This is a genomic window from Methylobacterium sp. BTF04, from assembly GCF_010692745.1.
In the GTDB taxonomy this organism is placed as follows: domain Bacteria; phylum Pseudomonadota; class Alphaproteobacteria; order Rhizobiales; family Beijerinckiaceae; genus Methylobacterium.
Map to the genome: position 1 here is coordinate 144,469 of NZ_JAAHTB010000005.1, position 24,024 is coordinate 168,492.

The 24,024-nt window shown below is 61.6% G+C and carries 25 protein-coding genes; 20 read left to right on the forward strand and 5 right to left on the reverse strand.

From position 1 onward, the window contains the following. Position 1 precedes the first annotated feature (1 nt). The 8 genes from G3T14_RS05270 (at position 2) to G3T14_RS05305 (ending at position 6,845) form a co-directional block, all read left to right on the forward strand. On the forward strand, positions 2-760 hold the full coding sequence (locus G3T14_RS05270; protein ID WP_163640757.1) for an enoyl-CoA hydratase-related protein: 759 nt from the start codon (positions 2-4) through the stop codon (positions 758-760). After that, positions 757-1,605 (forward strand): SDR family NAD(P)-dependent oxidoreductase, encoded by an 849-nt coding sequence (locus G3T14_RS05275; protein WP_348645212.1) that lies wholly within the window; start codon positions 757-759, stop codon positions 1,603-1,605. Before G3T14_RS05270 ends, G3T14_RS05275 begins: the two co-directional genes overlap by 4 nt. A 71-nt stretch (positions 1,606-1,676) precedes the next feature. Next, entirely contained in the window at positions 1,677-2,537 is an 861-nt protein-coding gene (locus G3T14_RS05280; RefSeq protein WP_163640758.1) for an NAD(P)-dependent oxidoreductase, read from the forward strand. 10 nt (positions 2,538-2,547) lie between these two features. Further along, positions 2,548-3,552, forward strand: coding sequence for a magnesium transporter CorA family protein (locus tag G3T14_RS05285; RefSeq protein WP_163640760.1), 1,005 nt, complete (start codon positions 2,548-2,550; stop codon positions 3,550-3,552). Between the two features lie 182 nt (positions 3,553-3,734). Further along, complete coding sequence (locus G3T14_RS05290; RefSeq protein WP_163640839.1) at positions 3,735-5,423, forward strand: MCP four helix bundle domain-containing protein; 1,689 nt, start codon at positions 3,735-3,737, stop codon at positions 5,421-5,423. Positions 5,424-5,480: 57 nt separating this feature from the next. Continuing rightward, positions 5,481-6,245 (forward strand): SOS response-associated peptidase, encoded by a 765-nt coding sequence (locus G3T14_RS05295; RefSeq protein ID WP_163640762.1) that lies wholly within the window; start codon positions 5,481-5,483, stop codon positions 6,243-6,245. 171 nt (positions 6,246-6,416) lie between these two features. Beyond that, complete coding sequence (locus G3T14_RS05300) at positions 6,417-6,620, forward strand: hypothetical protein (RefSeq protein ID WP_163640764.1); 204 nt, start codon at positions 6,417-6,419, stop codon at positions 6,618-6,620. A 9-nt stretch (positions 6,621-6,629) separates the two neighbouring features. Then, positions 6,630-6,845, forward strand: coding sequence for an alkylphosphonate utilization protein (locus G3T14_RS05305; RefSeq protein WP_163640766.1), 216 nt, complete (start codon positions 6,630-6,632; stop codon positions 6,843-6,845). Here the strand turns inward: G3T14_RS05305 and G3T14_RS05310 are convergent. Beyond that, positions 6,842-7,099 carry a hypothetical protein gene (locus G3T14_RS05310; RefSeq protein WP_163640768.1) on the reverse strand — a complete coding sequence of 86 codons (258 nt, stop codon included), beginning with the start codon at positions 7,097-7,099 and terminating at the stop codon, positions 6,842-6,844. The two genes, G3T14_RS05305 and G3T14_RS05310, sit on opposite strands and share 4 nt — an antisense overlap. A gap of 297 nt (positions 7,100-7,396) precedes the next feature. Between G3T14_RS05310 and G3T14_RS05315 the strand changes: the two genes are divergently transcribed. The 5 genes from G3T14_RS05315 (at position 7,397) to G3T14_RS05335 (ending at position 12,746) form a co-directional block, all read left to right on the forward strand. Beyond that, positions 7,397-9,205, forward strand: coding sequence for an adenine deaminase C-terminal domain-containing protein (locus tag G3T14_RS05315; RefSeq protein ID WP_163640841.1), 1,809 nt, complete (start codon positions 7,397-7,399; stop codon positions 9,203-9,205). Positions 9,206-9,496: 291 nt separating this feature from the next. Further along, complete coding sequence (locus G3T14_RS05320; RefSeq protein WP_163640770.1) at positions 9,497-9,682, forward strand: hypothetical protein; 186 nt, start codon at positions 9,497-9,499, stop codon at positions 9,680-9,682. A gap of 5 nt (positions 9,683-9,687) precedes the next feature. Continuing rightward, positions 9,688-9,957, forward strand: a complete 270-nt coding sequence (locus tag G3T14_RS05325) for a hypothetical protein (RefSeq protein ID WP_163640772.1) — start codon at positions 9,688-9,690, stop codon at positions 9,955-9,957. A gap of 409 nt (positions 9,958-10,366) precedes the next feature. Then, positions 10,367-11,488 (forward strand): COX15/CtaA family protein, encoded by a 1,122-nt coding sequence (locus G3T14_RS05330; protein WP_246732928.1) that lies wholly within the window; start codon positions 10,367-10,369, stop codon positions 11,486-11,488. A 577-nt stretch (positions 11,489-12,065) separates the two neighbouring features. Beyond that, positions 12,066-12,746 (forward strand): hemolysin III family protein, encoded by a 681-nt coding sequence (locus G3T14_RS05335; RefSeq protein WP_163640776.1) that lies wholly within the window; start codon positions 12,066-12,068, stop codon positions 12,744-12,746. Positions 12,747-12,771: 25 nt separating this feature from the next. Here the strand turns inward: G3T14_RS05335 and G3T14_RS05340 are convergent, their stop codons facing one another. Further along, complete coding sequence (locus G3T14_RS05340; protein WP_163640778.1) at positions 12,772-13,641, reverse strand: GH25 family lysozyme; 870 nt, start codon at positions 13,639-13,641, stop codon at positions 12,772-12,774. Between the two features lie 205 nt (positions 13,642-13,846). On the opposite strand from G3T14_RS05340, the gene G3T14_RS05345 reads away from it, so the two are divergent. From G3T14_RS05345 to G3T14_RS05360, 4 genes are all read left to right on the forward strand, one after another. Next, positions 13,847-14,290: a DUF488 domain-containing protein gene (locus tag G3T14_RS05345; RefSeq protein WP_163640780.1), complete on the forward strand. Its 444-nt coding sequence runs from the start codon at positions 13,847-13,849 to the stop codon at positions 14,288-14,290. A 205-nt stretch (positions 14,291-14,495) separates the two neighbouring features. Next, entirely contained in the window at positions 14,496-15,230 is a 735-nt protein-coding gene (locus G3T14_RS05350; protein WP_163640782.1) for a LuxR family transcriptional regulator, read from the forward strand. 98 nt (positions 15,231-15,328) lie between these two features. Beyond that, the gene (locus tag G3T14_RS05355) at positions 15,329-15,952 is read left to right on the forward strand and encodes an acyl-homoserine-lactone synthase (RefSeq protein WP_163640783.1); all 624 of its coding nucleotides are present in this window, start codon (positions 15,329-15,331) and stop codon (positions 15,950-15,952) included. Positions 15,953-15,962: 10 nt separating this feature from the next. Then, positions 15,963-16,184 (forward strand): hypothetical protein, encoded by a 222-nt coding sequence (locus G3T14_RS05360; RefSeq protein ID WP_246732929.1) that lies wholly within the window; start codon positions 15,963-15,965, stop codon positions 16,182-16,184. A 222-nt stretch (positions 16,185-16,406) separates the two neighbouring features. Here the strand turns inward: G3T14_RS05360 and G3T14_RS05365 are convergent, their stop codons facing one another. Continuing rightward, the gene (locus G3T14_RS05365; protein WP_246732931.1) at positions 16,407-16,796 is read right to left on the reverse strand and encodes a hypothetical protein; all 390 of its coding nucleotides are present in this window, start codon (positions 16,794-16,796) and stop codon (positions 16,407-16,409) included. A gap of 1,417 nt (positions 16,797-18,213) precedes the next feature. On the opposite strand from G3T14_RS05365, the gene G3T14_RS05370 reads away from it, so the two are divergent. From G3T14_RS05370 to G3T14_RS05380, 3 genes are all read left to right on the forward strand, one after another. Then, positions 18,214-18,603 (forward strand): hypothetical protein, encoded by a 390-nt coding sequence (locus G3T14_RS05370; protein WP_163640785.1) that lies wholly within the window; start codon positions 18,214-18,216, stop codon positions 18,601-18,603. Between the two features lie 119 nt (positions 18,604-18,722). Next, complete coding sequence (locus G3T14_RS05375) at positions 18,723-21,125, forward strand: DEAD/DEAH box helicase family protein (RefSeq protein WP_163640787.1); 2,403 nt, start codon at positions 18,723-18,725, stop codon at positions 21,123-21,125. A gap of 345 nt (positions 21,126-21,470) precedes the next feature. After that, positions 21,471-21,845, forward strand: coding sequence for a hypothetical protein (locus G3T14_RS05380; protein ID WP_163640789.1), 375 nt, complete (start codon positions 21,471-21,473; stop codon positions 21,843-21,845). 134 nt (positions 21,846-21,979) lie between these two features. Here the strand turns inward: G3T14_RS05380 and G3T14_RS05385 are convergent, their stop codons facing one another. Together G3T14_RS05385 and G3T14_RS05390 are read right to left on the reverse strand one after the other, a co-directional pair. Next, on the reverse strand, positions 21,980-22,837 hold the full coding sequence (locus G3T14_RS05385) for an HNH endonuclease (RefSeq protein ID WP_163640791.1): 858 nt from the start codon (positions 22,835-22,837) through the stop codon (positions 21,980-21,982). 146 nt (positions 22,838-22,983) lie between these two features. Continuing rightward, positions 22,984-23,301: a helix-turn-helix transcriptional regulator gene (locus G3T14_RS05390; RefSeq protein ID WP_163640793.1), complete on the reverse strand. Its 318-nt coding sequence runs from the start codon at positions 23,299-23,301 to the stop codon at positions 22,984-22,986. Positions 23,302-24,024 lie beyond the last annotated feature (723 nt).

Here is a 24,024-nt window from a genome sequence, read left to right on the forward strand (position 1 = left end):
CATGACCGATCACATCGCGATCGAGGACACCGCGGATGGCGTGCGCCTCATCCGCATCGACCGGCCGGAGAAGAAGAACGCGCTCACTGGGGCGATGTACAAGGCCATGCGGGATGCCCTCGTCGGGGCCGACGCCTCCGAGACCATCGGTGCCGTGGTGTTCGCCGGAGCGCCGGGGGCCTTCAGCGCCGGAAACGATCTCGCCGACTTCGTCGCGGGCGCCCGCAAGCCGTTCAGCGAGGCTCCGGCCCTGCATTTCATTCGCCAGCTCGCCCGGACCCGAACCCCGATGGTGGCGGCGGTGGACGGAATCGCCGTGGGCATCGGCACGACGCTGACGCTGCATTGCGACCTCGTCTATGCCAGCCCCGCGGCGCGGTTCCGCATGCCCTTCGTCGAGCTCGGGCTCGTGCCCGAGGCGGCCTCCAGCTACCTGCTGCCGCGCCGGGTCGGCCTGCTGAAGGCCACCGAGATGCTGCTGCTCTCCCAACCCTTCGACGCGGACGAGGCTGTCGCCCTGGGCCTCGCCAATGCGGTGATGCCGGCGGGGCTTCTGCTGGAACACGCGATGGCGCAGGCCGGTCGCCTCGCCGCCCTGCCGCGCGGGGCGGTGGCGGCCACCCGTGCGCTGATCCGCGGCGATCAGGCAGCGATGGAGGCCGCCCTGGAGGCCGAGGCCGTCGCCTTCGAGGCACGGTTGCGGGCGCCGGAAGCCCAGGCGGCCTTCGCGGCCTTCCTCAACCGGGGCCGGCCGTCGTGACCACCCGCCCCGATCTGCGTGGCAAGATCTGCCTCGTCGCCGGAGCCTCGCGCGGCGTCGGGCGCGGCATCGCGCGGGGATTGGGGGAGGCGGGCGCCACGGTGATCGTCACCGCCCGGTCGAGCGAGACAGGACCGCGCACGGAAGGGCGGCCCGAGACCATCGAGGATACGGCGCGGGTCGTCGACGCCGCCGGCGGCGAGGGCCACCACTACGTCTGCGACCACACGAGCGAACGCGCCGTCGACACCCTGGTCCACTGGGCCCTGCGCCGCTTCGGCCGGATCGACGTCGCGATCTCCAGCGTCTGGGGCGGCAACGAGGGCTATGACGGCGAGCGCTATCACGACGGCGCCGCCTGGGGCACGCCGTTCTGGCGCCGGTCGGCGGAACCGCTGTCGGAGTTTTTCGCGAGCGGACCCTATCCCGCCCTGCTGCTGGCACGGGCGGTGGCGCCCGCGATGATCGCGTCGCGGTCCGGCCTCGTGGTCTTCGTCTCGTTCTCCACCGAAACCGGCTATCTCGGCGACGTGTTCTACGATCTCGCCAAGGCGACCACCAACCGCCTCGCCTTCGCCTGCGCGCAGGAGCTGGCGCCCCATGGCGTCACGGCGCTCGGCCTCTCGCCCGGCTTCGTGCTGACCGAGCGGGTGGTCGATATCGGCCATGCGGCGCTGGCCACCGAGAGCCCGCTCTATGCCGGCAGGGCGCTGGCGGCGCTCGCCGCCGATCCGGCCATCGCCGAGCGGGCCGGCCGCATCCTGCACGTGGGCGATCTCGCCGGCGAATACGGCTTCACCGACGCGGACGGGACGCAGCCCGCACGCTTTCACATCGGCTCCTGAGCCGTGTTTTGTCGCGCTGTCCCGACGAACCGGATTGCCGGTGGTTGGAGAGCGCCCATGAGGACGACGCAATGACCGGATCGCTCGCTGGCAAGACCCTGTTCATCACCGGAGCCTCCCGCGGCATCGGCCTCGCCATCGGCCTGCGGGCCGCCCGCGACGGGGCCAATGTCGCCATCGCGGCCAAGACCGACACGCCGCACCCGAAGCTGGAGGGCACGATCCACACGGCGGCAGAGGCGATCGAGCGCGCCGGCGGCCGGGCCCTGCCGCTGCTGGTGGATGTGCGCGACGAAGACAGCGTCGCCGCCGCCATCGCGACCACGGCCCAGACCTTCGGCGGCATCGACATCGTCGTGAACAACGCCAGCGCGATCTCGCTCACCCGGACGCCGCAGACCGAGATGAAGCGCTTCGACCTGATGCATCAGATCAACACCCGGGGCACCTACATGGTCAGCAAGTACGCGATCCCGCATCTGGCCAAGGCGGACAACCCCCATATGCTGATGCTGTCGCCGCCCCTCGACATGGCGGAGAAATGGTTCGCGCCGCATCTGGCCTACACCATGGCGAAGTTCGGCATGTCGCTCTGCGTGCTCGGGCTCGCGGGCGAGCTGCGGCGTCAGGGCATCGCGGTCAACGCCCTGTGGCCGCGCACCACCATCGCGACGGCGGCGGTGCGCAATCTGCTCGGCGGCGACGCGCTGATGCAGGCCAGCCGCACCCCCGACATCATCGCCGACGCCGCCCACGCCCTGTTCCTGATGCCGTCTCGGGACATCACCGGTCGCTTTCTGATCGACGACACATTCCTGGCGGAGCAGGGTGTCACGGACTTTTCAAAATACCGCGTCACACCCGACGTTCCCCTTGCGCCGGACTTCTTCGTGCCGGATGCGAGCACACCGCCTCCCGGGGCCTTCGCCTGAGACGTAACCCGTGATCTTCATTCACCAGCCGGTCGCCGGCGCCGGGCAAACCCTGCTCGAGCGCCGTTCCCTCGAATTGCAGGACCCGATCCCCGACGACACCGTGTGGCTCGACATGATCCGCCCGAGCCGGGAGGAGGACCTCAAGGTCGAGGCCTTCATGGGCATTTCGGTGCCGACCCGCGAGGAGATGAAGGACATCGAGCCCTCCGAACTCCTCTATGTCGAGGACGGGGCGCGCTACATGACCGGCCGGGTGCTGAGCAAGGTCAGCGACGGCGACGAGCCGGGTCTCGCCGGCATCACCTTCATCCTGCGCGGCAACCGCCTGGTCACGGTGCGGTACGAGGAGCCGCAGGCGTTCCGGATGTATACCCAACGCGCCGGCCGCTCCACCGGCAACGGTCCCTCGGCGGTGCCGTCGGGCGAGACGATCCTCGCCGGCCTGATCGAGACGGTGATCGACCGGGCGGCCGACGTGCTCCAGCTCCAGGGCGAGCGCATCGACCGGCTGTCGGGCAAGATCTTCGAGGAGAAGGCCGATCCGTCGGCCCGCAACACCGCGTTGCAGGATACCCTCCGGGCACTCGGCCGCCACGGCGACCTGATCTCGAAGCAGCGCGAGAGCCTCGTCTCGATGGAGCGCATCCTGCTCGCGCTGTCGGCGACCTACCGCACCGCCAAGGCGCCGCGCGAGTTGCGCGAGGACGTGCGCTCGACCCTGCGCGATCTGCAATCGCTGGAAGAGCACGCCACCTTCCTGTCCTCGAAAATTCAGTTCCTGCTCGACGCGACGCTCGGGCTGGTCAACCTCGAGCAGAACAACATCATCAAGCTGTTTTCGGTCATGGCAGTCGTCTTCATGCCACCGACGCTAATCGCCTCGATCTACGGCATGAACTTCAAGGCGATGCCCGAACTCGATTGGAGTTTCGGCTATCCGATGGCAGTCGTGATGATGGTGGTTGCAGCGGTGCTGCCTTACGTATTCTTCAGATGGAAAAAGTGGCTCTAACTGCCGACCGACTCAGTCATCAGCATAGAACCGTATTACTCAATACAACTAGCGATGGCCGAGGCCGTTTTATCAATCACCAAAAAATTCTAATTTAGAGAAAACTAACTGAGTTGGGATACGAGCTTATCCCGACGCCGGATGGAGTAGACAATCTGATCCGGCCTTTCAGGAGGCCTGGAATTCGCATGCGAAATCTCTCCATCCGCACCAAGCTCATCGGGGCTTTCACGCTTCTCGCCCTCATCATCACCGCCCTCGGTGGCGTTTCCGTGATGGGTCTGGCGACGGTCAACCGTAGCGTCGTCGACCTCGGCCAGAACTGGCTGCCGAGCGTCCGGACGGCCGAAGGGTTGAACACCTGGACGTCGCGTCACGGCCTCAACATCTACCGTCATATCGCTTCGCAAGACGAGGCCGAGATGGCCCTGATCGATCAGGACATCGGCCAGCGTACGACCAAGATCAAGGAGTTGATCGGCACCTATCGCGGGCTGATTAGCTCCCCCGAGGAAGGCCACTTGTTCGACCGCTTCGTGACGCAGTGGCAGTCTTATCTCCAGGAAGTCGAGCCGGTGCTCGTGCTGTCACGGCGCAACGAGGGCGAGGCCGCGCGGGCTCTCATGGAGAAGACGGCGCTTCCGACCCGGCTCGCCCTGGTGAAGACGCTCGAAGATCTGGTCGCCCTGGACGGACGGGGTGCGGACGTGGCGGTCGCCTCCGCCACGTCGGCCTATGATCAAACCCGGACCATCGCGTGGGCATCGGCGCTCGGTGGCACACTGGCGGCCGCGATCCTCGCCACAATCATCATCCGGGGCGTCTCGGGCGACATCGTCTCGGTGGTGACGCCGATGACCGCCCTCGCGGCGGGCGACCTCGGGGTGACGATCCCGCATCAGGGCCGGAAGACGGAGATCGGCGGCATCGCGGACGCAGTCCAGGTGTTCAAGACCGGCCTTATCCGCATGAAGCACCTTGAGGAGGAGACCGCGCAGGCCCGCGCCGGAGCCGAGGCCCAGCGCAAGCAGGCCATGCGCGACATGGCCGACAGCTTCCAGGCGGCGGTGGGTGACATCATCGGCATGGTCGGGTCGTCGGCCACCGAATTACAGGCCACGGCGCGGACCTTGACGGCGACGGCGACCGAGACCGCGAGCCAGTCCACCACCGTCGCCGCAGCGGCCGAAGAGGCGGCGTCGAATGTCGGCACCGTCGCCGCGGCAGCCGAGGAACTCGGCTCGTCGGTCCAGGAGATCGGGCGTCAGGTTCAGGGGTCGGCGAACCTCGCCGAAATCGCGGTGCGCGAATCCGAGGAGACCGCAGCCCTCGTCCAGGAACTGAGCGCGGCCACCACCCGGATCGGCGACGTCGTGAAGCTGATCTCCGACATCGCCAGCCAGACGAACCTGCTCGCGCTGAACGCGACGATCGAGGCGGCGCGGGCCGGCGAGGCGGGACGGGGCTTTGCCGTCGTCGCATCCGAGGTGAAGGAACTCGCGAGCCAGACTGCACGGGCCACCGAGGAGATCGGCGCCCAGATCGGCCGGATCCAGGGCGCGACCGGGCAGAGCGTCAAGGCCATCGCCGCGATCACCGCCCGCATCGGCGAGATCAACACCGTGTCCGGCTCGATCGCCGCCGCGGTGGAGGAGCAGGGCGCGGCGACGCAGGAGATCGTCCGCAACGTCGCCCAGGCCGCCATGGGAACCGGTGAAGTGACGGCGAACATCGCAGGGGTGGCCAGCGCCGCCGAGGAGACCGGTACCGCCGCGACCCAGGTCCTCGCCTCGGCCTCCGAGTTGTCGCGCCAATCGGAACACCTCAGCGCAGAAGTGAACCGCTTCCTGGCGACGGTCCGCGCCGCCTGAGTCTGCCCCGCCGCGACGGGGCTTGCCCTGCCGCGGCGGATTGCTGATGATCCATCCATGTGCGGTCGCTACTTCGCGCTCCAGGCGCCTGAAATCTTCCGACAGCTCTACGGCTATCCCGAGCGGCCGAACTTTCCGCCCCGCTACAACATCGCCCCGACCCAGCCGGTGGCGCTGGTGATCGCGGAGGGGGGCGCGCGCCATTTCCGGCTGGTGCGCTGGGGCCTGTGGCCGAGTTGGCTGAAGGATCCGAAGGGCTTTCCCCTCGTCATCAACGCCCGCGTCGAGACGATCCAGGAGAAGCCGAGCTTTCGCGGGGCGCTGCGGCATCGCCGCTGCGTGTTCCTCGCCGACGGGTTCTACGAGTGGCGCCGCGAGGGCAGCGGCAAGTCGGCGACGAAGACCCCTTTCATGATCCGCCGCGCCGATGGCGCCCCCATGGCTCTGGCCGGATTGTGGGAGAACTGGCTCGGCGCCGATGGCTCCGAGATCGATACCGCGGCCATCGTCACCACCGGTGCCAACGGCGTGCTCGCCGCGATCCACGACCGCATGCCGGCGATCCTGTCGGCTGAACAGGTCGAGCCCTGGCTCGATACGCGCGGCGTCGAGCCCGGCCCCGCCGCTGCCCTGTGCCGGCCCTGTCCCGAAGACTGGCTCACCCTCGATCCTGTCGGCCCCCGGGTGAACGATGCGCGCAATGACGCGCCCGACCTCGTCGTGCCGCTGGAAACGCCCCAGCGGACCCGCACCGACAGCCTTCAGCCTCCCGCCGATCGTCCCCGGTCGAGCGACGAGGACGCCCAGGGCGCGCTGTTCTGATTTTTTGGGGTGCGGCCTCGGGTGGCGCCGGTTCGCGCGGCGGTGGCAGACCACCGCGTCCTGTCATTCCGGCATTGCGCATGCGCGCCAAAGGCGGCATCGCTCATGCGCCTCGCGTGGCGGCCGCAATGACCGGACCGCATCGAGCGAGGACAGGGAGACGATGAAACGATGACGCCCGAGGAAATTACGGACCTGAACCGGGCGCGCGCCAGCCTGGCGCGGCAGCGCAATGCTCTGTCGAAGCGCATCGGTGCGAGCGAACTGGCGGCAGCGTCGGCGGCCGAGGATCTGATGCGCGTTCTGTTGGCCATCGAGGCCGTCGACCGGGCCCTCACCGATGCCGGTCAGCCCTACACCCCGCCGATGGCCTGAGGATCGGCCATGGACGAGACCAGGGACACCAACGGCACCAAGCTCGCCGACGGCGACGCGGTGACCTTGATCAAGGATCTCAAGGTGAAGGGCACCTCGACGACATTGAAGCGCGGTACCCTGATCAAGAACATCCGTCTCACCGGCGACCCTGCCGAGATCGAATGCAACGCCGACAAGGTCAAAGGCTTGGTGCTGAAGACCGAATTCCTGAAGAAGGCCTAGTCGCCCGCAACAGCGCTGGGCACCCGGATCGGCGAGCGCGTCAGGCTGCGGATCGGCCGCAGCGGACGGCCGGACTTCTCGGCGATGACGCGGTCCTGCTCCTCGATCACCTGCCGGGCCGGCTCGTCACCGTCGAGACCGCCGAGGATCTCCATCGGGACGCGCCGGTTCGAGGCGCGGGACTCGTCCTCGTAGAGGACATCGAACAGGACGGAACCACGCTCCTGCGGTTTGGACTTCGTACGCTTGGCCATGGGACAACGATGCTCGGACGCTGGACGGACGGGAATGACAAAAGCCAACGGCCACGCAACGCAGACCGAGGGCGCGCGTACATCCGGCGTCGCCCAGGGGCTGGCATCGTGGCCGTCTCCAGTCGAGCGACAGAAGTCGCGACCGGCTGAGGTCTAAATGGTGCGAGCGCGGCAGATTGGCAACCCGTGCCGTGGGATCCCGGCCTGCAGGCTCCGAACATCCCGGAATTCTGGCACGATGCATGCGCCGTCGTGCCTGACGTCGACCCCTCGATCGCCAAACCCTCGGAAACCCGCATGACCGACACGCTGCCGCTGACGCGCTTTTCCGTCGAACCGCTCAGCGCGATGACACGGCGTCTGGCGGCGGTGGCATCCGGACGCGCCGAGCCCGACCTGGTGATCACCGGCGCACGCCTGATGTCGACCTATTCCGAACGCATCCTGCCCGATCGCGAGGTCTGGATCGCGGGCGGCCGCATCGCCGCCGTGTTCTCCGCCGGCACCTATACGGGCGCGGCGCAGCGCTACGACGCGAAGGGGGGCCTGCTGGCGCCGGGGCTCGTCGATCCGCACCTGCACATCGAGAGCAGCATGGTGACGGCCTGCGCCTATGCGGAGGCCGCGCTCCTCAACGGCACCACCACCATCGTCTGCGACAGCCATGAGATCGGCAACGTCCTCGACGCCGAGGGCATCGCGTGGATGCTCGAGGACGCCCGCGAGGCGCCGCTCAACATCTACCTCACGGTGCCGAGCACCGTGCCGGCGACCTCACCGGCTTTAGAGACAGCCGGCGGCGATCTCACGGCGGCCAAGATCGCGGCCCTGTTCGATGCCTGGCCCGAGGCGATCGGGCTCGGCGAGAAGATGGATTTCGTCGCGGTCTGCGAGGGCGATCCACGGGCGCATGCGATCATCGCCGCCTCGCTGGAGCGCGGACGCCCGGTCTCCGGCCACATCTACGGGCGCGGCTTCGTCGCGCCCTATGCGGCCAGCGGCGTCACCGACACCCATGAGGCCATCGACCAGGACATCGCCGACGACCTCCTCGAGGCGGGCGTGTGGATCTACCTGCGCGGCGGCCCGCCGACCACGCCCTGGCACAGCCTGCCCAAGGCCATCGGCACCGTGCTCAACTACGGCGCGTCGGCCAAGCGGGTCTGCGTCTGCACCGATGATCGCGATGCGCAGGATCTCCTCGCCTTCGGCCTCGACTGGGTGGTGCGCGAGGCCGTGCGCATGGGAATTCCTCCGGTCCAGGCCTGGGCGATGGGTTCGCTCCATCCGGCGACGCGCTACGGCCTCGACGGCGAGATCGGGGGGTTCGGCGGCGGGCGCCGGGCCGACCTCGTCCTGCTCAACGACGATCTCGTGCCGCAGGCGACCTGGTATGGCGGGAAGCTCGTGGTCGAGGATCGCCGGATCACGCCGCTCCTCGATGCGGCCCTGTCCCGGCCCTACCGCTACCCGGACGCCGCCTACGCCACGGTGCATCTGCCCGAGCCGTTGCCGGCGCTGATCCCCGACCTGCCGGCGGCGCCCTGCACGGTCAACGCGATCCGCACGACGCTGCCGGGCATCGAACTGGTCCACGAGCGTTTCGCGCTCACCCCGCAACCGGATTGGCCGACGACGCTCGCTCAGAACGACCTCTGCTTCGTCACGGTGATCGAGCGCCATGGCCGGGCCGGGACCGCGGCCCACGGCCTGCTGCGCGCCTTCGGCTTGAAGCGCGGGGCGGTGGCGAGCAGCGTCGGCCACGATTCCCACAACATCATCGTCGCCGGCCTGAACGAGGCCGACATGCGCATCGCCCTCGACGCGGTGAGCGCCGTGCATGGCGGGGTCTGCGTGGTGGAAGACGGCGCGGTCGTCGCCATGGTGCCGCTGCCGGTGGCGGGGCTCCTATCGGACAAGCGCGTCACGGTGGTGGCCGAGGAAGTCCGCATCCTGAAACAGGCCTGGGAGCGGGCTGGCTGCACGATCCCCTATATGGGCTTCAACCTGATTCCGCTCTCGGTCATCCCGGAAATCCGAATCACCGACAAGGGTTTGGTGCTGGTGCCGGGAATGCGGATCGTTCCGTTGTTCGAGGCAGCCTGAGCCTTCGTTCGAGCCAGTCCGAGCCTTGGAAAAATAACAGCTGGGGCCGGAACCTAGGCCGTATCGCGTCGTTGTTCAGACAGGTCTCAACAGCCTTCGACAGTCCCAAGGTTTCAAGTTTCTCGTCCTTCCGACCATCTCCAGCTTTCTTCGATCCCCCCGACCCCTTACAGCCAGCCTGCCGGAAAACGGCACGCGGGCTGTTTCTTTTTGATGCATAGTCGTGTTGACAGGCATCACCGCGTCGCCAGTGATGGCCGACGGATCACGGCCGGCTACCGGAGTTGCCAGATGCGTAACCTTCTCACTCTCCTCATCGTCGGCGCCGTCGGGTTCGTGCTGGTGGGCATGTATGTCGCGCCGTCCCAGCCGGAATTGCGCGGCTGGTATCTCCGCAATGCCTGCGAGCATCTCGACAAGGTCTCGCCGCAGATCTGCGCACCGATGCGTCAGGCCGAAGTCACCCGGCCGATCTGACCGCCTTGGCCGGTGTCGTCGACTGGTTCTTCCGCAACCGGAACACGGGCGCGATCACGATCGGCCAGTGGCCGAACGCGCTGCTCATCCTGTTCAGCGCCTGTGCCGCAGCCGAATGGCTGTTCGCGCCGACGGGCCGGACGGGCCAGATTCTCAGCGGTCTCGGCACGATCGCCCTCGCGGTCTGGGCCCTCGACGAAATCGCCCGCGGCGTGAACCCCTGGCGCCGCTGCCTCGGCGCGGCGGTGATCGCGTGGCTGGTCTGGAGCTGGTGACCGGGCCCGCCCGACCCGACGCACAGACCTGCTTGCGGACCGGGACAGGTCGCCTATCATCACCGCTCGGACCTTCGGGCACCATCGCGCGGCGAGAGGCGGAATAGATGACCTTCTTCATCGGGATAGCCGGACCCTGGCTCGTGGTCGCGGTGCTCGACCTGCTGGCGCTCAACCGGATGCGGGAGTTGTCGGACGCTCCCTGAGCGCAGGCTGACGCGAGCGCCCGGAGCGCCTCGCCAAAGACGGTCAACGAGAATTGCGGGCTCGTTGGTGCGGCGCTGGCAGGCGTTGCCCCGACGCCATGGGGTGTCTAATTCGGCTATCAGCGCGGCTCTCCGGGCGAGGGCGCGCCCCGGCCGAGAGCCTTCGAGCGGATGCGATTTTTCACGCCATGAGTTCAAAGGTCATGAGTTCAGACCCCGTCATCGCCTCACCGCAGGATGGGCGTCGCGCCGTGCGCGCCTGGCTCTACCTGCTCGCCGTTCTGGTGGTGGCGATGGTGGCGGTGGGGGGGGCCACGCGGCTCACGGGCTCGGGTTTGTCGATTACCGAATGGCGACCGGTCACCGGTGCGATCCCGCCGCTCTCGGGCGCCGATTGGGCGGCCGAATTCGAGAAGTATCGCGACACGCCGCAATATCGAATCCTCAACCAGGGAATGGGCCTGGCCGACTTCCAGGTGATCTATGCCTGGGAATGGGGCCATCGCCTGCTCGGGCGGATCGTCGGCCTCGTGTTCTTCCTGCCCCTGCTGTGGTTCTGGTGGCGCGGGATGCTGAGCCGCCGTCTCGGCCTCGGTCTCCTCGGCCTCGGCGTGCTCGGCGGCCTCCAGGGCGCCATCGGCTGGGTCATGGTGGCCTCGGGCCTGCAGCCGGGCATGACGGCGGTGGCGCCTCTGAAGCTGGCGCTGCACCTGACCACCGCGAGCCTGATCCTCGCCGGCCTCGTCTGGCTCGCGGCGGGATTGCGCCCGTCAGCGCCCCCGCTCGTGCCGATGCGTCTGCGCCGAACCGCCCAGGTTCTGATGGGCCTCGTCGTGGCGCAGATCTTCCTCGGTGGCCTGGTGGCCGGGTCCAAGGCGGGTCTCGTCTACAACACATGGCCGACTATGAACGGACATGTCGTTCCGCCGTTGTCCGAGCTGTTCTTCGTGAATCCCTGGATCGAGAACTTCATCGACAACCATGCCTTGGTGCAGTTCAACCATCGTCTGACAGCCTATCTTCTCCTCGGCGTGGCGCTGATCCATGCGTTCGATGCCCGCCGGGTCGCGGCGGGTAGTGCCGTCGCACGCCGGGCCACCGGCATCGCCGGATTGAGTCTCGCGCAAGCCGCCCTCGGGGTGACGACTCTGCTGCTGGCGGTCCCGCTCTGGGCCGGCCTCGCGCATCAGGTCTTCGCCATGGCGGTGCTGATGATGGCCACCGTCCATGCCCGGCTGAGCCGGAGCGTGAAGGCCGTCCCGATGCGACCGGCAACCGGTGCGGCCTTCGGTTTCGAGGCCCTGGCGGGTCGCAGCGCGGCCTAATCCGCCCCTTCCACCGTGTCGTGAGGCAGCGCACCTCGCAGGTGGTGCGCCGCGATTCGGCCCGATCAACGATCGTGCGCGCTGTTATCTTGCACTGCAACGAACCGATCGCCGTCAGCGGCGTTTCACGTCTTCGCACGGCACGAATGGTCCGCGCATCGATGGGACGATGATCGGCCCGTTATGGGGCTCCAACCAGGACAAGGCTGAATGCAGCACGCGAAACCCAAGGACGAGACAATTCCGAGCAGCGCGGAGCAGGCTCCCGTGCGCCGCGGACGCGACCGCCGGACCCGGCGTATCGTGTTTGGCCTGACCGGACTCCTCGGGGCGGTGTGGGCACTCGTCATCGCAAGCCGATTCCCGGGCATTCTTCCGGGTTGAGCGTCGCTGGTTCGAAACGTGCTTCCGGGGACCGGCGCCGTGTGTTCGGCAGTCGGTCTCGCGCACGGTTGTGTGGAGGCCCCTGACAGCTTCCTGTGGACGATCGTAACTCGGTAGTTTTCGCCGGGAACGCTTTGCGATGTCCAAGCGTAGCTTTCGCAGGACGACTTGGAGTGACGAGCTGGAGTCAGCGATGTTGTTGGCAGAGGACGGGCGCCCCGCGGGCTTGACCTGGCACTACACGCGTCGCGAAATGGTTGCGGATGGCGTTGTGCACTTCCTCGGCGTCGCCTTCGGGTTGGCGGGCGCCATCGCCATCGTGATGCAGGCCGCGATGTCCCCCCTCGCACTGGCCGAGCGGGCTTCGGTGGTGGTGTATGCCGCCGCCCTGGTTTCGATGCTGGGCGTGTCCGCCACCTACAACATGTGGCCGGTGGGACGGCGCAAGTGGTTGCTCCGCCGCGCCGACCACGCGCTGATCTATCTGATGATCGCCGGAACCTACACGCCCCTCGTCGCCCTGGTCGGCAACGGTACGACCGCCTGGGCCCTTCTCGCAGCGGTCTGGCTGATGGCCGGGATCGGCATCGCGCTGAAGCTCCTCCTGCCGGGCCGGTTCGATCGGGCCGCCATCGGCCTCTACCTACTTCTCGGCTGGAGCGGCGTCATCGCCTACGGGTCGGTGATCGCCCGGCTGCCGTCGAACGCGTTGTGGCTGCTGGCGATCGGCGGCCTGCTGTATTCCTTCGGGGTGGTCTTCCACGTCTGGCGGTCGTTGCCGTACCAGAACGCGATCTGGCACGCCTTCGTGCTCGCCGCCACCGCCTGCCATTACGGGACGGTGCTGATCTGCGTCCTCGGCGCAGGGGCGTAGAGAGCCCCGATCCACCCGGGGCCCGTTACTTCTCGGTACAGAGACCGCGGTCGGACAGATCGCGGTGGTAGCGCGGATCGCAATCGGTGGAGAGGAACGACGCCCATTCGGCGGTGGTGCCGTAGAACGCGTTGCGGTCGACATCGCCGCGCACGCCCGGCACCCGACCGGTCGAGGTGAACTGCCACAGCATCCACTTGCGCTTGGCATAGCGCTGCTCCGGCTCCGCCGCCGTCGAGCGAACCCAATGCGGGTAATCCGGCAGTTCGTCCTCGAGCACGTCCTTATGGAACGTGATGTCGGTGTAGATGATCGGCCGCTTGCCGGTATAGCGCTCCATCTCGTCGAGCATGTACTGGATCATGCTCAGCGCCTGCGCCTTGGGAAGCTTCTTCGGGCAAAGCTGGGAATGGCCGTTCCACTCCACGTCGAGCACCGGGGGCAGGGCGGTGGGATCGTTGGGCACGTTCTTCTTGAACCAGTCCATCTGGTCCTTGGCGGAGCGGCACCAGAACACGAAGTGGTAGGCCCCGCGCGGCACACCGGCCTGAGCGGCGCCATCCCAATTGGCGCGGAAGCGCTCGTCGACGTGGTCGCCACCCTCGGTGGCCTTGATGAACACGAACTGGGTGCCGGCGCCGCGGACCGAGGCCCAATCGACCGGGCCCTGCCATTTCGAGATATCGATGCCCTGGATCGGGTGCTGCTTGGCCCGCGCGACGCCGGGATGGGGCTTGGCGTCGCCGTTAGTCGGGTAGAAGGTCGGGTCGCCGGCGCAGGCGGCCAGGCTCGCGAGCAATCCGGCAGCGACGGCGCGCCGGGTCCAGCGCAGGGCGGCCCGGGAGACCGTGGCCGTGCGGAGACGCGTCGGGGCGGTCCCATTCCTCAGTGACATCGATGCCCGACCCATCATCACGTTACGCCGTACGCTCATGGCTAAAGGGATGCCCGTGCGCGGTTAACAGACCTTTGACGGCAATGCGGCGGAATTCCGGAAGTCGTTGCGGGCAAGACACATAGATCCGGCTATCCCCATTGGCAGCGCCGCGACGGCGACGATAAGTACCGTCTGCCATTCAGCGTTTTCTCCCTGAGGTCCGATGTCGAAGACCTTGTTCACCATCGGCTACGAAGGCCTCGATTCGGAGCGGTTCCTGGCCGCGATCGCGGGTGCCGGCGTCGCGACCCTCGCGGATGTGCGGGCGGTGGCGAATTCGCGCAAGCGCGGCTTTTCCAAGGGCGCGCTCAAGGCCGGGCTGGAAGAAGCCGGCATCGTCTATGAACACGCCCGCACTCTCGGCACCCCGAAATCCGGGCGCGAAGCGGCGCGGGCCGATGATGCCGCGCTGATGCGCCGGATCTATTGCGAGGAGGTGCTCGACACCGCCGATGGCGGTCTTGCCCTCGACGCCCTGTGCGCGCTCGCCACCCAGGCGCCGACCTGCCTGTTGTGCTTCGAACGCGAGCCGGCGCGCTGCCACCGCAGGGTCCTGGCCGAACGCCTGGAAGCCCGCGGCTTCGTCACCGTCGACCTCTTCGGCTGATCGCGACGACGACCGGAGCGAGGTGGGTTCAGCTTTCCGATGCCTCACGAACGTGCGGGCGAACAAGCGCGGTCGGATCGAAGCCATCGGGCGTGAGCCAGGACGGACGAAATCGCCGCGAGGTTGGTATCGTTCCTCATATTGACAATCTAGAGTTAGTCCGAGTTCACTTGCCCGACGTGAATTTTCTCATCGAGACCTCGGGATGACACGCAAATCCCTCGACCAGACGCTCGGCTTCCTGCGTTCTCTCGACCGCACGGCCAGTGCCGACGACGTTGCCCGGCTCCTCGTCTCGGAACTGTCCGATCTCGGCGTGGCGCACGTGATGGCGGGCACCGTCCCGACACGCGGCACCCCGTCACGCCAGCAGAACGGCCACGTCCTCCTCAACACCTTTCCCAGCGACTGGGGGCGCCGCTATCTGGCACGGGGCTACGCCTTCAAGGACCCGACGGTCCGGCGCCTGTGCACCAACACCACGCCGTTCGCCTGGAGCGAAGTGCGCGATTCCTATCCCGACGATCCCGTGGCGCGCCGCGTCATGGACGAGGCCGCCGATTTCCAGTTGCGCGACGGCATCACCATTCCGCTGATGACGCTCGATGGCCAGATCGCCGGCTTCAGCGTTTCGGGCGAGCGCCTGGTCATCGACCCGGCGGACCGGGCGATGCTGCACCTCATCGCCACCTACGCCTTCGGCCACCTGCTGCTCATGCGCGGACAGGGCGCCAGCGCCGTGGCGGCCAACCTCGCTCCGCGGGAGCGCGAAGCCCTGCAATGGGCGGCGGAGGGTAAGACCGATTGGGAGATCGGCACGGTGATGGGCATCTCGACCCATGGCGTCGATTTCCACCTGCGCTCGGCCCGCTCGAAACTCGGCAGCGCCAACCGCACCCAGGCGGTGGCGGTGGCGTTGCGGCGCGGGCTGATCATCTGAGGCGCGGCGCTTCCGGCCGGACGAGACCCTACGGATTCCCGTAGTACGCCGCAAAAATCGAACATGTCAAGACTATCTCCACAATCGGAGAGCTCGACATGATCCATATCGTTACTCCAGCGAACGAACACAACTATCGCGAAGAAATGGAGCAGGTCTGGCGCCTGCGTCATGACGTGTTCGTCGTCGAAAAAGGCTGGACCGACTTGACACGTCCGGATGGCCGCGAGATCGATCAATTCGATACGCCGCACGCCATCCACTTTCTAGCAATCGAGGAGGAGCGTGTCGTTGGCTATAGCCGGCTCCTGCCGACCACCCGGCCGCATCTCCTGTCCGATGTGATGCCCCAACTCTGCGAAGGCGAGCGCCCGAGCGGCTACGACACCTGGGAGTGGACCCGGCAGGCGGTGGCGCGGTCGCACCGGGCCCGTGGCAAGGCCGTGAACCCGGTCTCGCTCGCGCTTCTCAGCGGCATCGTCGAATGGGGCATGGGCAACGGCGTCCGCCAACTCGTGCTGCAGATGCCGACGCTCTACCTGCTCCACGTGGTGCAGCTGCATTTCCGCGCCCGCCCGCTCGGGCTCCCGCACACCATCAGCGGCGAGGACATCATCGCCGCCACCGCCGAGTTCGACGAGCGGACGCTGGCCCGCCTCCGCACCGTGCGGGGCGACGGCGCATCGGTCCTGGCGCCGACCTACTCCTACCTTGCCGCGTGAGCGCCTGCGCATGACCCGGAAAGACACCACCATGCTCGCCATCTGCCTGCCCGACGACGACCCGCTGGACGCTCTGGCCAAACACTGCATCGTCGCGCGCGACCTTGTCGACGAAGCCGGAACGACGGTCATGCGGCGTCTGGTCGATCTGCTGCTGTTCGAGATCGGCGTCGCCATAGCCGAGCGCGACCAGCCGGAGCATCACCCCGGTTTTTCGCGCTTGGCATCGTGAGACGGGCTCCGGGTGATGATCCCGGCGGACACAGGCGGATCAGGTCCCCTCCCGTTCGGGTGAGGGTCGGGGTGAGGGAAGTGGGCAATCCGAAATGGTCGCCCACGTCACCCTGTCGTTCTCCTTGCGGGAGAAGGCACCCGCGCTCGCGAGAGACCGAGGCGATCAAGCGAAGACGGTGTGAGGCGGTTGTCGCGGCGGAGCCGTATGGCGCCTGCCCGATTACCAGCCGCCGTAGCCGAAGTGGCGATCCTCCCGGTAGCCCCGGTCGTCGCGGTCGGGACGATCGCAATCCCGGTGCCAACGCCGAGGCGCGGGGGCGTAGCCATAGCCCACCGGTTCGCGCTCGTAGGAGATCCGCCGTGTCTCGTAGGCGGGGGCCTCGTACACGTACCGGTGCGGCGCGGGGGCGTAGCCGTAATCCGGCTGTGCATAGCCGTAGGCGGGGCCCGCATGGGCTTCCGACACGACGGCACCGAGCAGGGCCCCGGCAGCGAGGCCACCGATGAGACCGGCCGCGAGGGCGCCACCGCCCCGCGCTTCGGCGGGCGAGGTGGTCAGGGCGCCCATGCCGATGAGCGCAGCAGCCGACAGCACAGCAAACGTCTTCATGGCCGATCTCCTGCAAGAGGGCGGCCCTCGATATTCGGCCGCATCAGGAGAGTGGCAGCCGGGCGCTGCATCGCGGCTGAAGGCCATCGACAGCAACGGTTCAGCTTGGGGGTCGGAACCCGGACCGGAGCCGAGACACGGTAAAACCCCGGGCCCGCACCGCCGGTCGCCCCCGTATCGCGCTGATCGTAAAATCGTCGTTCACGGAGAGGCGCCGCTCCTCGAGCAGCCCGTCATCCGTTACAGGCACCAACTCTTCGCTCGGATCGAAACGAAAGAGTTGGTGCGGCCAAGAGGACTCGAACCTCCAAGCACTATACAACATCAAGCTCTTACGTCGATGATGGATGATCGCTTGACCGTCTTGTGTGAGAGTTCTGTGCATCCGTCAAGTCAACCTTCCCGCATCACACCGAAACAGCTTGGTATGATGATCGACGAGGCATAAGTGATGCTAATGCTTGTAAATTACCCGACTTAATGGTGTGGGATCATCAAGTTAGTGTCTAAGTTTATTTAATTACAAGTTTCTATTGCTTAAACAATTTTTATAAAATGAATACAGGAACTTGTTTTGAAGTTTCCTTACTCTACCGATTCGTTACAAGGGACGAAGCACGGCCTGAGGACATTAGCAAGAAGCTCGCAAGGATAGCCGAGGAAGCCGCATAACCATTGTCGCATTAAACGCCTGTTGCGATCAAACAATGGTTTCCCAACGAGACCGCAACGGCACGCCTCTCGGACCCACGGACCTCACAACACTTCTATGATGATGCCGCTCCCACGAAGGCTGTGAAAGGCTTTTGTGAGAGCGTTGTCGTGGTCACTCCGGTCCATGGTCCCTTTACCGACATCAACCTCGATCTGGGCGCGTTAATCGTCCAACCTAGCTGCTATCTGAAGAACTTATTTCCCGCGACCAAATAGATGATCAATCGGACCAGCGGTTGTGAGCTTTTTTGTCGGCAAGCTGAGATGGATGCCTTCCTAATTCGGTCTTGATGGGGGTGGAGCAGGCCGCCAAGCATTATTTTATCTGTCCGATTTCGCTGTAAGTCAGAAACCACTTTCCGATTGACTGGAAAACAAAAAACAGATATTATAAATTTTGCCTAATGACTGTTGACAGGCACGTGTAGCCTGTGTATAAAAAATGAAGATCAAAGGCAGCAAGCCTTAGATCATAGCTTGGCTTAGTTCCGCAGCGTCCAAGACAGTAACAGTATATTGAAATACCAAAATTTCTCACTTGGCGGCCTTAGGTCGTCCAGATGGAGAGCCTATGGATTGTTCATAATCAACTGATTCACTGTCTGAAACTCTGTGCTCGGAAGAATCCAGTTCTAAGAACCTAGCGACGATGTAAGTTCGTGTATAATAAAAGCCTAAGTCATCAACATATGAGAAAGAGTAAATGATTATAGATAAATGTCACAATATTGTTTCGACGCATGAAATCAAGAACGGAAATCCAGAAATCGACTCTCTGTTTCCAAACGTGACCATAAATAACTTATCAGTCACTGATAGTCTAATGATCTTATCAGAAGCTATCAGAGTCGTAGAGTTTGGCCTCTCCTACAATGTCAGGGATGCCGACGAGAATTTACTTATGAGAAAGAAGGATTGGTTTGGCCGAGTTCTCGATGTCATGCTGAAATCTCAAGACACCAACGATGGATGCTTTTCTGTCGGTGCAGAGCATAGACTCGCTTTGTGCTATGCTCGTCAGGAGCTGAATGATTACTTGGAAGACATAGACGCAGTTTATGCTCGTCTTACGCAGATTATTAGCGTGATGTAGCTATAACACGAATTGATCGACGGTGTGATGAACTACGAAATAACACCGTCGATACTTCTGATACAACAAAATATCCGTCAAATAAATCTATAATACTCTAATTTACAGAAAGTAAGAATGTGAAATACAACTTTGTCGGCGTTCGCGCTGGTGGAGGGAAGAGTCACGCCCTCATCACGATAACTGCGAACCGTTATAACGAATTCGAAAAGACACTTATCGCAGCACCAACCAGGAAGCTTATCGATCAACTCGCGAAAAGTTTTCAAGATCGATTTCCAAGTGTGAAACTGAACGTGTTCTATGGCACTGAAGATGACTCAAAGTCCGTTGTGGCGAGAGTGGTCCAACACTTAAGCCAATCGAATTTCGGCAGTGAAGTTGTGCTCATTACCCACGCATGTTTGTTTAGTCTTCCATACTTTCCAATCAAGGGACGGTGGCAGATCATAATGGATGAGGCACCTTCGATCTATAACTCTTTCACGATTAATCTTCCGGATAGTCATGACACGCTGACAGATCATCTGGCTATCGAGGCATCATCGTCTGTCTACGGTGTCTTGAAGGTCGCAAACAAGACTGCCATCAAGAGCATCGCTGACAACAAGAAAGGGGACGAGTTTTTCGCAACGCTTCAGGGCACCGCCAAGAACCTTCTCAACAACAACAATGTGAATTGGGTCAAGACCACTGAGTTCGACAAGCTCATCAAGAACGAAAAGGACCGAACAAGTCTTATCGTGCATACCATCGTTAAGCCTTCGATCTTTGAGGGCTTCGAAAAGGTGACAATCGTTGCTGCCGGTTTTGAGTCGACGCTTCTGTATCATGTTTGGAATGAGCTTGGCGTCAAGTGGTCGGTAGACAAAGAGCTTGAAGGGAAGTTACTAAGACCAAATCATCCTACCAATGATACGGTTACGATCTACTATGGATATGATCAGCCTAACTCAAAGACACTTAGAGACAAACTAATTGCGCAGAACGATGACCACCTTCGCCTGAAAGTCATCGAAGTCATGGGAGACGATCCCTTCTTGTGGTCGGAGAATCAAGATTACAAAGACCGCACGATCCTGAAGAACTGCAACAACGGAAAGATGCTACCCGGAGTGTCCCATGGATTGAATGATTATCAGCATATCCATCACGCTGTCGTTCTGGGAGCATACAACCACAGGAAGGAAAACTCTGCCTTCCTGTCTAAGGTTTATGGCTTCGACCGTGATAGGCAGCGTGAGTCGATGAATCTGCAGATCTACCAAGCGGTGATGAGAACTTCGATTCGGAATGACAATATTAAAGACCCGAAGAAGATTGTTGTGGCGTCTCGTTTCGATGCTGAGTCGCTTCAACAACGATTACCCGGTTCAGCGATCGTGTCGTTAGATATACCTCAATCTGCACAGTTACGCCCCGGCCCGAAAAGGAAACACGCGACAGACAATGATAGGAAACGAGCAAGTGATAGCAAGAAGGCGAATGATACGGTGCTTCGCACCCGCTTTGCGGATAACTTGTCTCACGATTTCATTAGTAAGTCTTTGATATGGGATAACTCGGACGAATCTTCCTATACATCAATAGATCAACTCGTCCGAAACTTCCGTGGTTCATACTTCAACAACTGGAAAGACACAGAACCACAAGTGATATGCATGAAAGAGATCGAATGGAAAAGGCAACTCAGAGATATGCATAGCAACTCGTTCCAAGCAAAAGACGAAATCAATATGATCAGTGGTGCGATGTTTAATGCAGATAGAAACGATGGATCGACAAGGCATACCGACAACGTTGAATTCGTTCGCGATGTCTGGCTTGATTTCGAAGACGGTGATTTGACATGGGATCAATTGACGTCAATTTTTCCTACGGTGGAGATGACGGCATACAACTCTTATCGCCACACGCGCAGGAAGCCGAGATTCAGGATGCGGATTCTGACAGATCGCCCAATGCTGAAACACGAATATCAGTCGATCTATCATGAGATCATGTATGTGATTCATTCAAACGGTTACCAGAAAAGATCTCGAGAAACGGATTCTAACGGCTCAGACAAGGCGGCGAAATACAGCGGTCTCGATTACAGGCCTAATCCGTCGTATCTCTCCGGTTTGCCCTGTCAGGCTCAAAAACCACAGCATTCGTTTTATAAGGATTATGACAACAATCGAGTGCCACTCAATGTCAAGCTTTGGTTGAAGCAATCATCTTACATTGATGGTTCTACAGAGCACTTGACGTTTCCCTCGCCTACCAAGGAAAATGATGATCTGTCTACTGATCAGCAAGAAGCAGTTCAAGCAGCTTTAAGCGAGTGGTCTGTTCAAACATCGCAACGTGGTAATGGTAATCGCGCCCTATTTGATCTATGGCTCGCACTACGGCGCGCTGCGTTACCATACCTCGTCCTTGAAGACGAGTTGCTCTCAGCCGCTCGGAAGTCTCTATCTTCGTCGGATCGGATAGCACAAGCGAGACGTCTCCTGAGAAGGTCTAAGGTGTTTGACTAAGCATGAAGAACATTGCTCTGGCGGCCCCATTCAATACCTTCAGAGAGGATACGCGAGGAAGCCAATAATCAACCCAGCACTGACTTTAAGTATTGACTGTATCGACGTTATCTGCTAGTATAACACCAAGATCGAAGTCCAGCATACTACGCGGTCTTCACAACGCTCGATGACTTTGTTGACCCGTGCGATAGGTCCAGCAAACGTTCAGTCAGGCGTCCTCCAAAAATCCCATCGAACATGACAACGTGCTTCTCACGGGTAGGAATTTCCTATGCGTGAGAAGCAGTTCGTAATCCTAGATTGGGGAATTAATCAACCATTCAACATGAGATACAGAGATCAATGGAACCAGCACAAACCCACACTGAGAATTCTGCTCCAAATCAGCCTAAGACAAACAGCGATTTAAGGGCTGTCAAGCTTCAGCTTCTATCAATAGCAGCTGAGTTATGTCATCGCCAACTTATCACAGCTGAATGTTCATTAAATCGCGAGCTGCAACAGAAAAGAATCTCGCTCTTTGGAGATGCGGAAGAAATGTTGGTTCAGCCAGAATTGTTTGTCTCGTTACGAGGTGCACGATTTATCAAAAATGGTCTTAAGGTTGCTTACGATGTTTACAGTGCTAACGCCGCGCATCTTGACGATTCATTTCGGAGCGCTTCATACGGTGATGACCACTTGGATGAATATCTATCGCTTCAACATTGGCAGTGATCATAATCTGGGGGATAGCGACCATGTCTAATTATTTAAGATAGCAGGTTCATTCTGTTGCGAAATGGATGGTAGCTGATAGCCGCTGGACGACTCAATATGGCTCAATGTCGACTTTCGCTACTCATTACAATCTATTGTTCAATCAAATATTCGAGCGATCTACACTGTCCGCCAGCATGAATCATGGCGTGGCAGTTCGCGCAAACTATGGCAAGGTCTTTCAGTGAAGTATTTCTACCCTTTGGATCAGATTTCGCGAGTGGCACCAGATGATGGACATGTGCGAACCCCTCACCAATAGCGCCATATCGAGCCTTAAAGTCAAAACCACATCGTGGCACCTCGCATATTAGATGGCCGTTATTCTCGTACGTCGCCGCTAATAGTTTCTTTCTTCGTAATTGCGCTTCCCGCCGACGATGAAGGACAAAGCGTCGCCGCAGTTCCCCTTCAAAGCCTGAAAATTCTGGCTGATCATGATCGATCTCTGCGGTTGGCAGCTCGCCACGGGTAATTACACAGTCGCCAGTCTCAAAATTATAATACGAAACCGCCCAAGGCTCGGGATCGAGTTCGCGGAATGATACTTTTGATGAGATTGGTTCTAGCTCCTCAATCTCGCGCCGGTTCCCCTCACAAAGGATCGCGCGGACGGGAAGCCCGGACGTGAAGGCCTTTTGGATGTGCCCGTCGAAGGCTTCTGCCCTGACTTTCCATTGGACCTTACCCTTTCCTCCATTCCGGCCGTCGCGAATACGAATGTTCTTGCGGTGGACAACTTTATCTCCCTCTAACTCTAGATCGCTATGCCAAATCGAGACAATAACGAGTTCATCAGGCTTCTCGAAAGACCAGTTATAATAATTTGGATGCTGTGAAGCGTTCTTTCCTTTGTAATCGCTCCAATGGCTCGTGTCGATGCCGGCTTCTGTTAGAAGATCAATCACCAATCGCTTCGTCTGAGGCTTTATATCATCTAATATTGTCATTTTTTTCCGCTTTTTTAGGATGCTAGCTCATATAGCAGCCATACGCCCAACCTATATCATTAGATTTATCTGAGAATAAAGCTGATTTCGATTTAACGACCATGATGTGATTGATATCAGTCGGCGCGTTGCCTGAAACGGTCACTTCATCGTTGCGCAACAAGTTTGACCAGGGATAGACAAAAGCGCAGATCGTCTTCTTCCATCGTTGTGAGCACGGCATCGATCTGCGCTTTAACATCAATGAACAACTTCGATCTATTGCTGTCTTCGAGAATCGACGAGATCGGCATCGAAACGGTTTCGCATATTCGCTGAAGGGTATCCAACGACGGAAGGTTGATACCCCGCTCAATGTTGGAGATCGCCTCTTTGGTTCTGTCGACCATTTCAGCCAACGCTTCCTGAGTCAGGCCGGCTCCCTCGCGCGCACGCTTGATCCGCACCCCTACGATCTTATTCAACTCTCGCTTCATAGAGCGGAGTTTCGCTTCGCTTTCGACTCTTTCCTACGAATCGAAGTTCGTTATTATGGCGCTTGGACGGAGAAGATTTCGGGTCACTGAGGGGAATTTCATCGTCCCTGATCAGCCCCTCCCGATTGTCCCACTCCGTGCATTGAGCCGAATCATGAATCGCGTTCTGTCCGTTCTGTCTCTCTGCGGAATCATTCTATCGGCCTTAACCACCTTCTCCCATGCCGATCCACAATCCGATCAACAGCGACGAAAGGCTCTTCTGCCTCAAGTGCGCCTGACGACAGATTGCATTACCGCACAGGTCTCGAACGAACTTGCCATCGCGGTTGGAACGAACCCGACTATCCCGCAGATGGTAGATCGAGTTCCGAGACGTCGTCAGTGCTTTCCAGCCATTCGAACGCTCATCGAAGAGCATGATCGCCTTCTAGGGCCAGGGAGCGGCCAAGCCTTCGTAAACGGCGCGTACCTCACTGATCTGCCAAGGGCCGTGTCAGCGCGTCTCCAAATGGCTTACAGGGGTAACGTGGATCAACCGCTCCCGCCGATTCAATCCGCACCTATCCCGACAACCATGGTCCAACCAACTGAGGCCCGCCGCACCGTTCAATCTCAGAGTGTGAGCCCAACCGTTGTGCCTACCGTGTCCGTCAAACCGCAGGAGGCTTCGGCAACGGTCTCGGATCGGATCAAGGGCACAGTCGAGGA

Coding starts and splice junctions, on each gene's coding strand:
- G3T14_RS05360 (WP_246732929.1), top strand. CDS start 15,963: ATGACCCGGAAAGACACCACCATGCTCGCCATCTGCCTGCCCGACGAC.
- G3T14_RS05370 (WP_163640785.1), top strand. CDS start 18,214: ATGATTATAGATAAATGTCACAATATTGTTTCGACGCATGAAATCAAG.
- G3T14_RS05350 (WP_163640782.1), top strand. CDS start 14,496: ATGACACGCAAATCCCTCGACCAGACGCTCGGCTTCCTGCGTTCTCTC.
- G3T14_RS05380 (WP_163640789.1), top strand. CDS start 21,471: ATGGAACCAGCACAAACCCACACTGAGAATTCTGCTCCAAATCAGCCT.
- G3T14_RS05340 (WP_163640778.1), bottom strand. CDS start 13,641: ATGTCACTGAGGAATGGGACCGCCCCGACGCGTCTCCGCACGGCCACG.
- G3T14_RS05300 (WP_163640764.1), top strand. CDS start 6,417: ATGACGCCCGAGGAAATTACGGACCTGAACCGGGCGCGCGCCAGCCTG.
- G3T14_RS05315 (WP_163640841.1), top strand. CDS start 7,397: ATGACCGACACGCTGCCGCTGACGCGCTTTTCCGTCGAACCGCTCAGC.
- G3T14_RS05310 (WP_163640768.1), bottom strand. CDS start 7,099: ATGGCCAAGCGTACGAAGTCCAAACCGCAGGAGCGTGGTTCCGTCCTG.
- G3T14_RS05345 (WP_163640780.1), top strand. CDS start 13,847: ATGTCGAAGACCTTGTTCACCATCGGCTACGAAGGCCTCGATTCGGAG.
- G3T14_RS05280 (WP_163640758.1), top strand. CDS start 1,677: ATGACCGGATCGCTCGCTGGCAAGACCCTGTTCATCACCGGAGCCTCC.
- G3T14_RS05320 (WP_163640770.1), top strand. CDS start 9,497: ATGCGTAACCTTCTCACTCTCCTCATCGTCGGCGCCGTCGGGTTCGTG.
- G3T14_RS05295 (WP_163640762.1), top strand. CDS start 5,481: ATGTGCGGTCGCTACTTCGCGCTCCAGGCGCCTGAAATCTTCCGACAG.
- G3T14_RS05355 (WP_163640783.1), top strand. CDS start 15,329: ATGATCCATATCGTTACTCCAGCGAACGAACACAACTATCGCGAAGAA.
- G3T14_RS05385 (WP_163640791.1), bottom strand. CDS start 22,837: ATGACAATATTAGATGATATAAAGCCTCAGACGAAGCGATTGGTGATT.
- G3T14_RS05365 (WP_246732931.1), bottom strand. CDS start 16,796: ATGAAGACGTTTGCTGTGCTGTCGGCTGCTGCGCTCATCGGCATGGGC.
- G3T14_RS05270 (WP_163640757.1), top strand. CDS start 2: ATGACCGATCACATCGCGATCGAGGACACCGCGGATGGCGTGCGCCTC.
- G3T14_RS05305 (WP_163640766.1), top strand. CDS start 6,630: ATGGACGAGACCAGGGACACCAACGGCACCAAGCTCGCCGACGGCGAC.
- G3T14_RS05335 (WP_163640776.1), top strand. CDS start 12,066: ATGTTGTTGGCAGAGGACGGGCGCCCCGCGGGCTTGACCTGGCACTAC.
- G3T14_RS05330 (WP_246732928.1), top strand. CDS start 10,367: ATGAGTTCAGACCCCGTCATCGCCTCACCGCAGGATGGGCGTCGCGCC.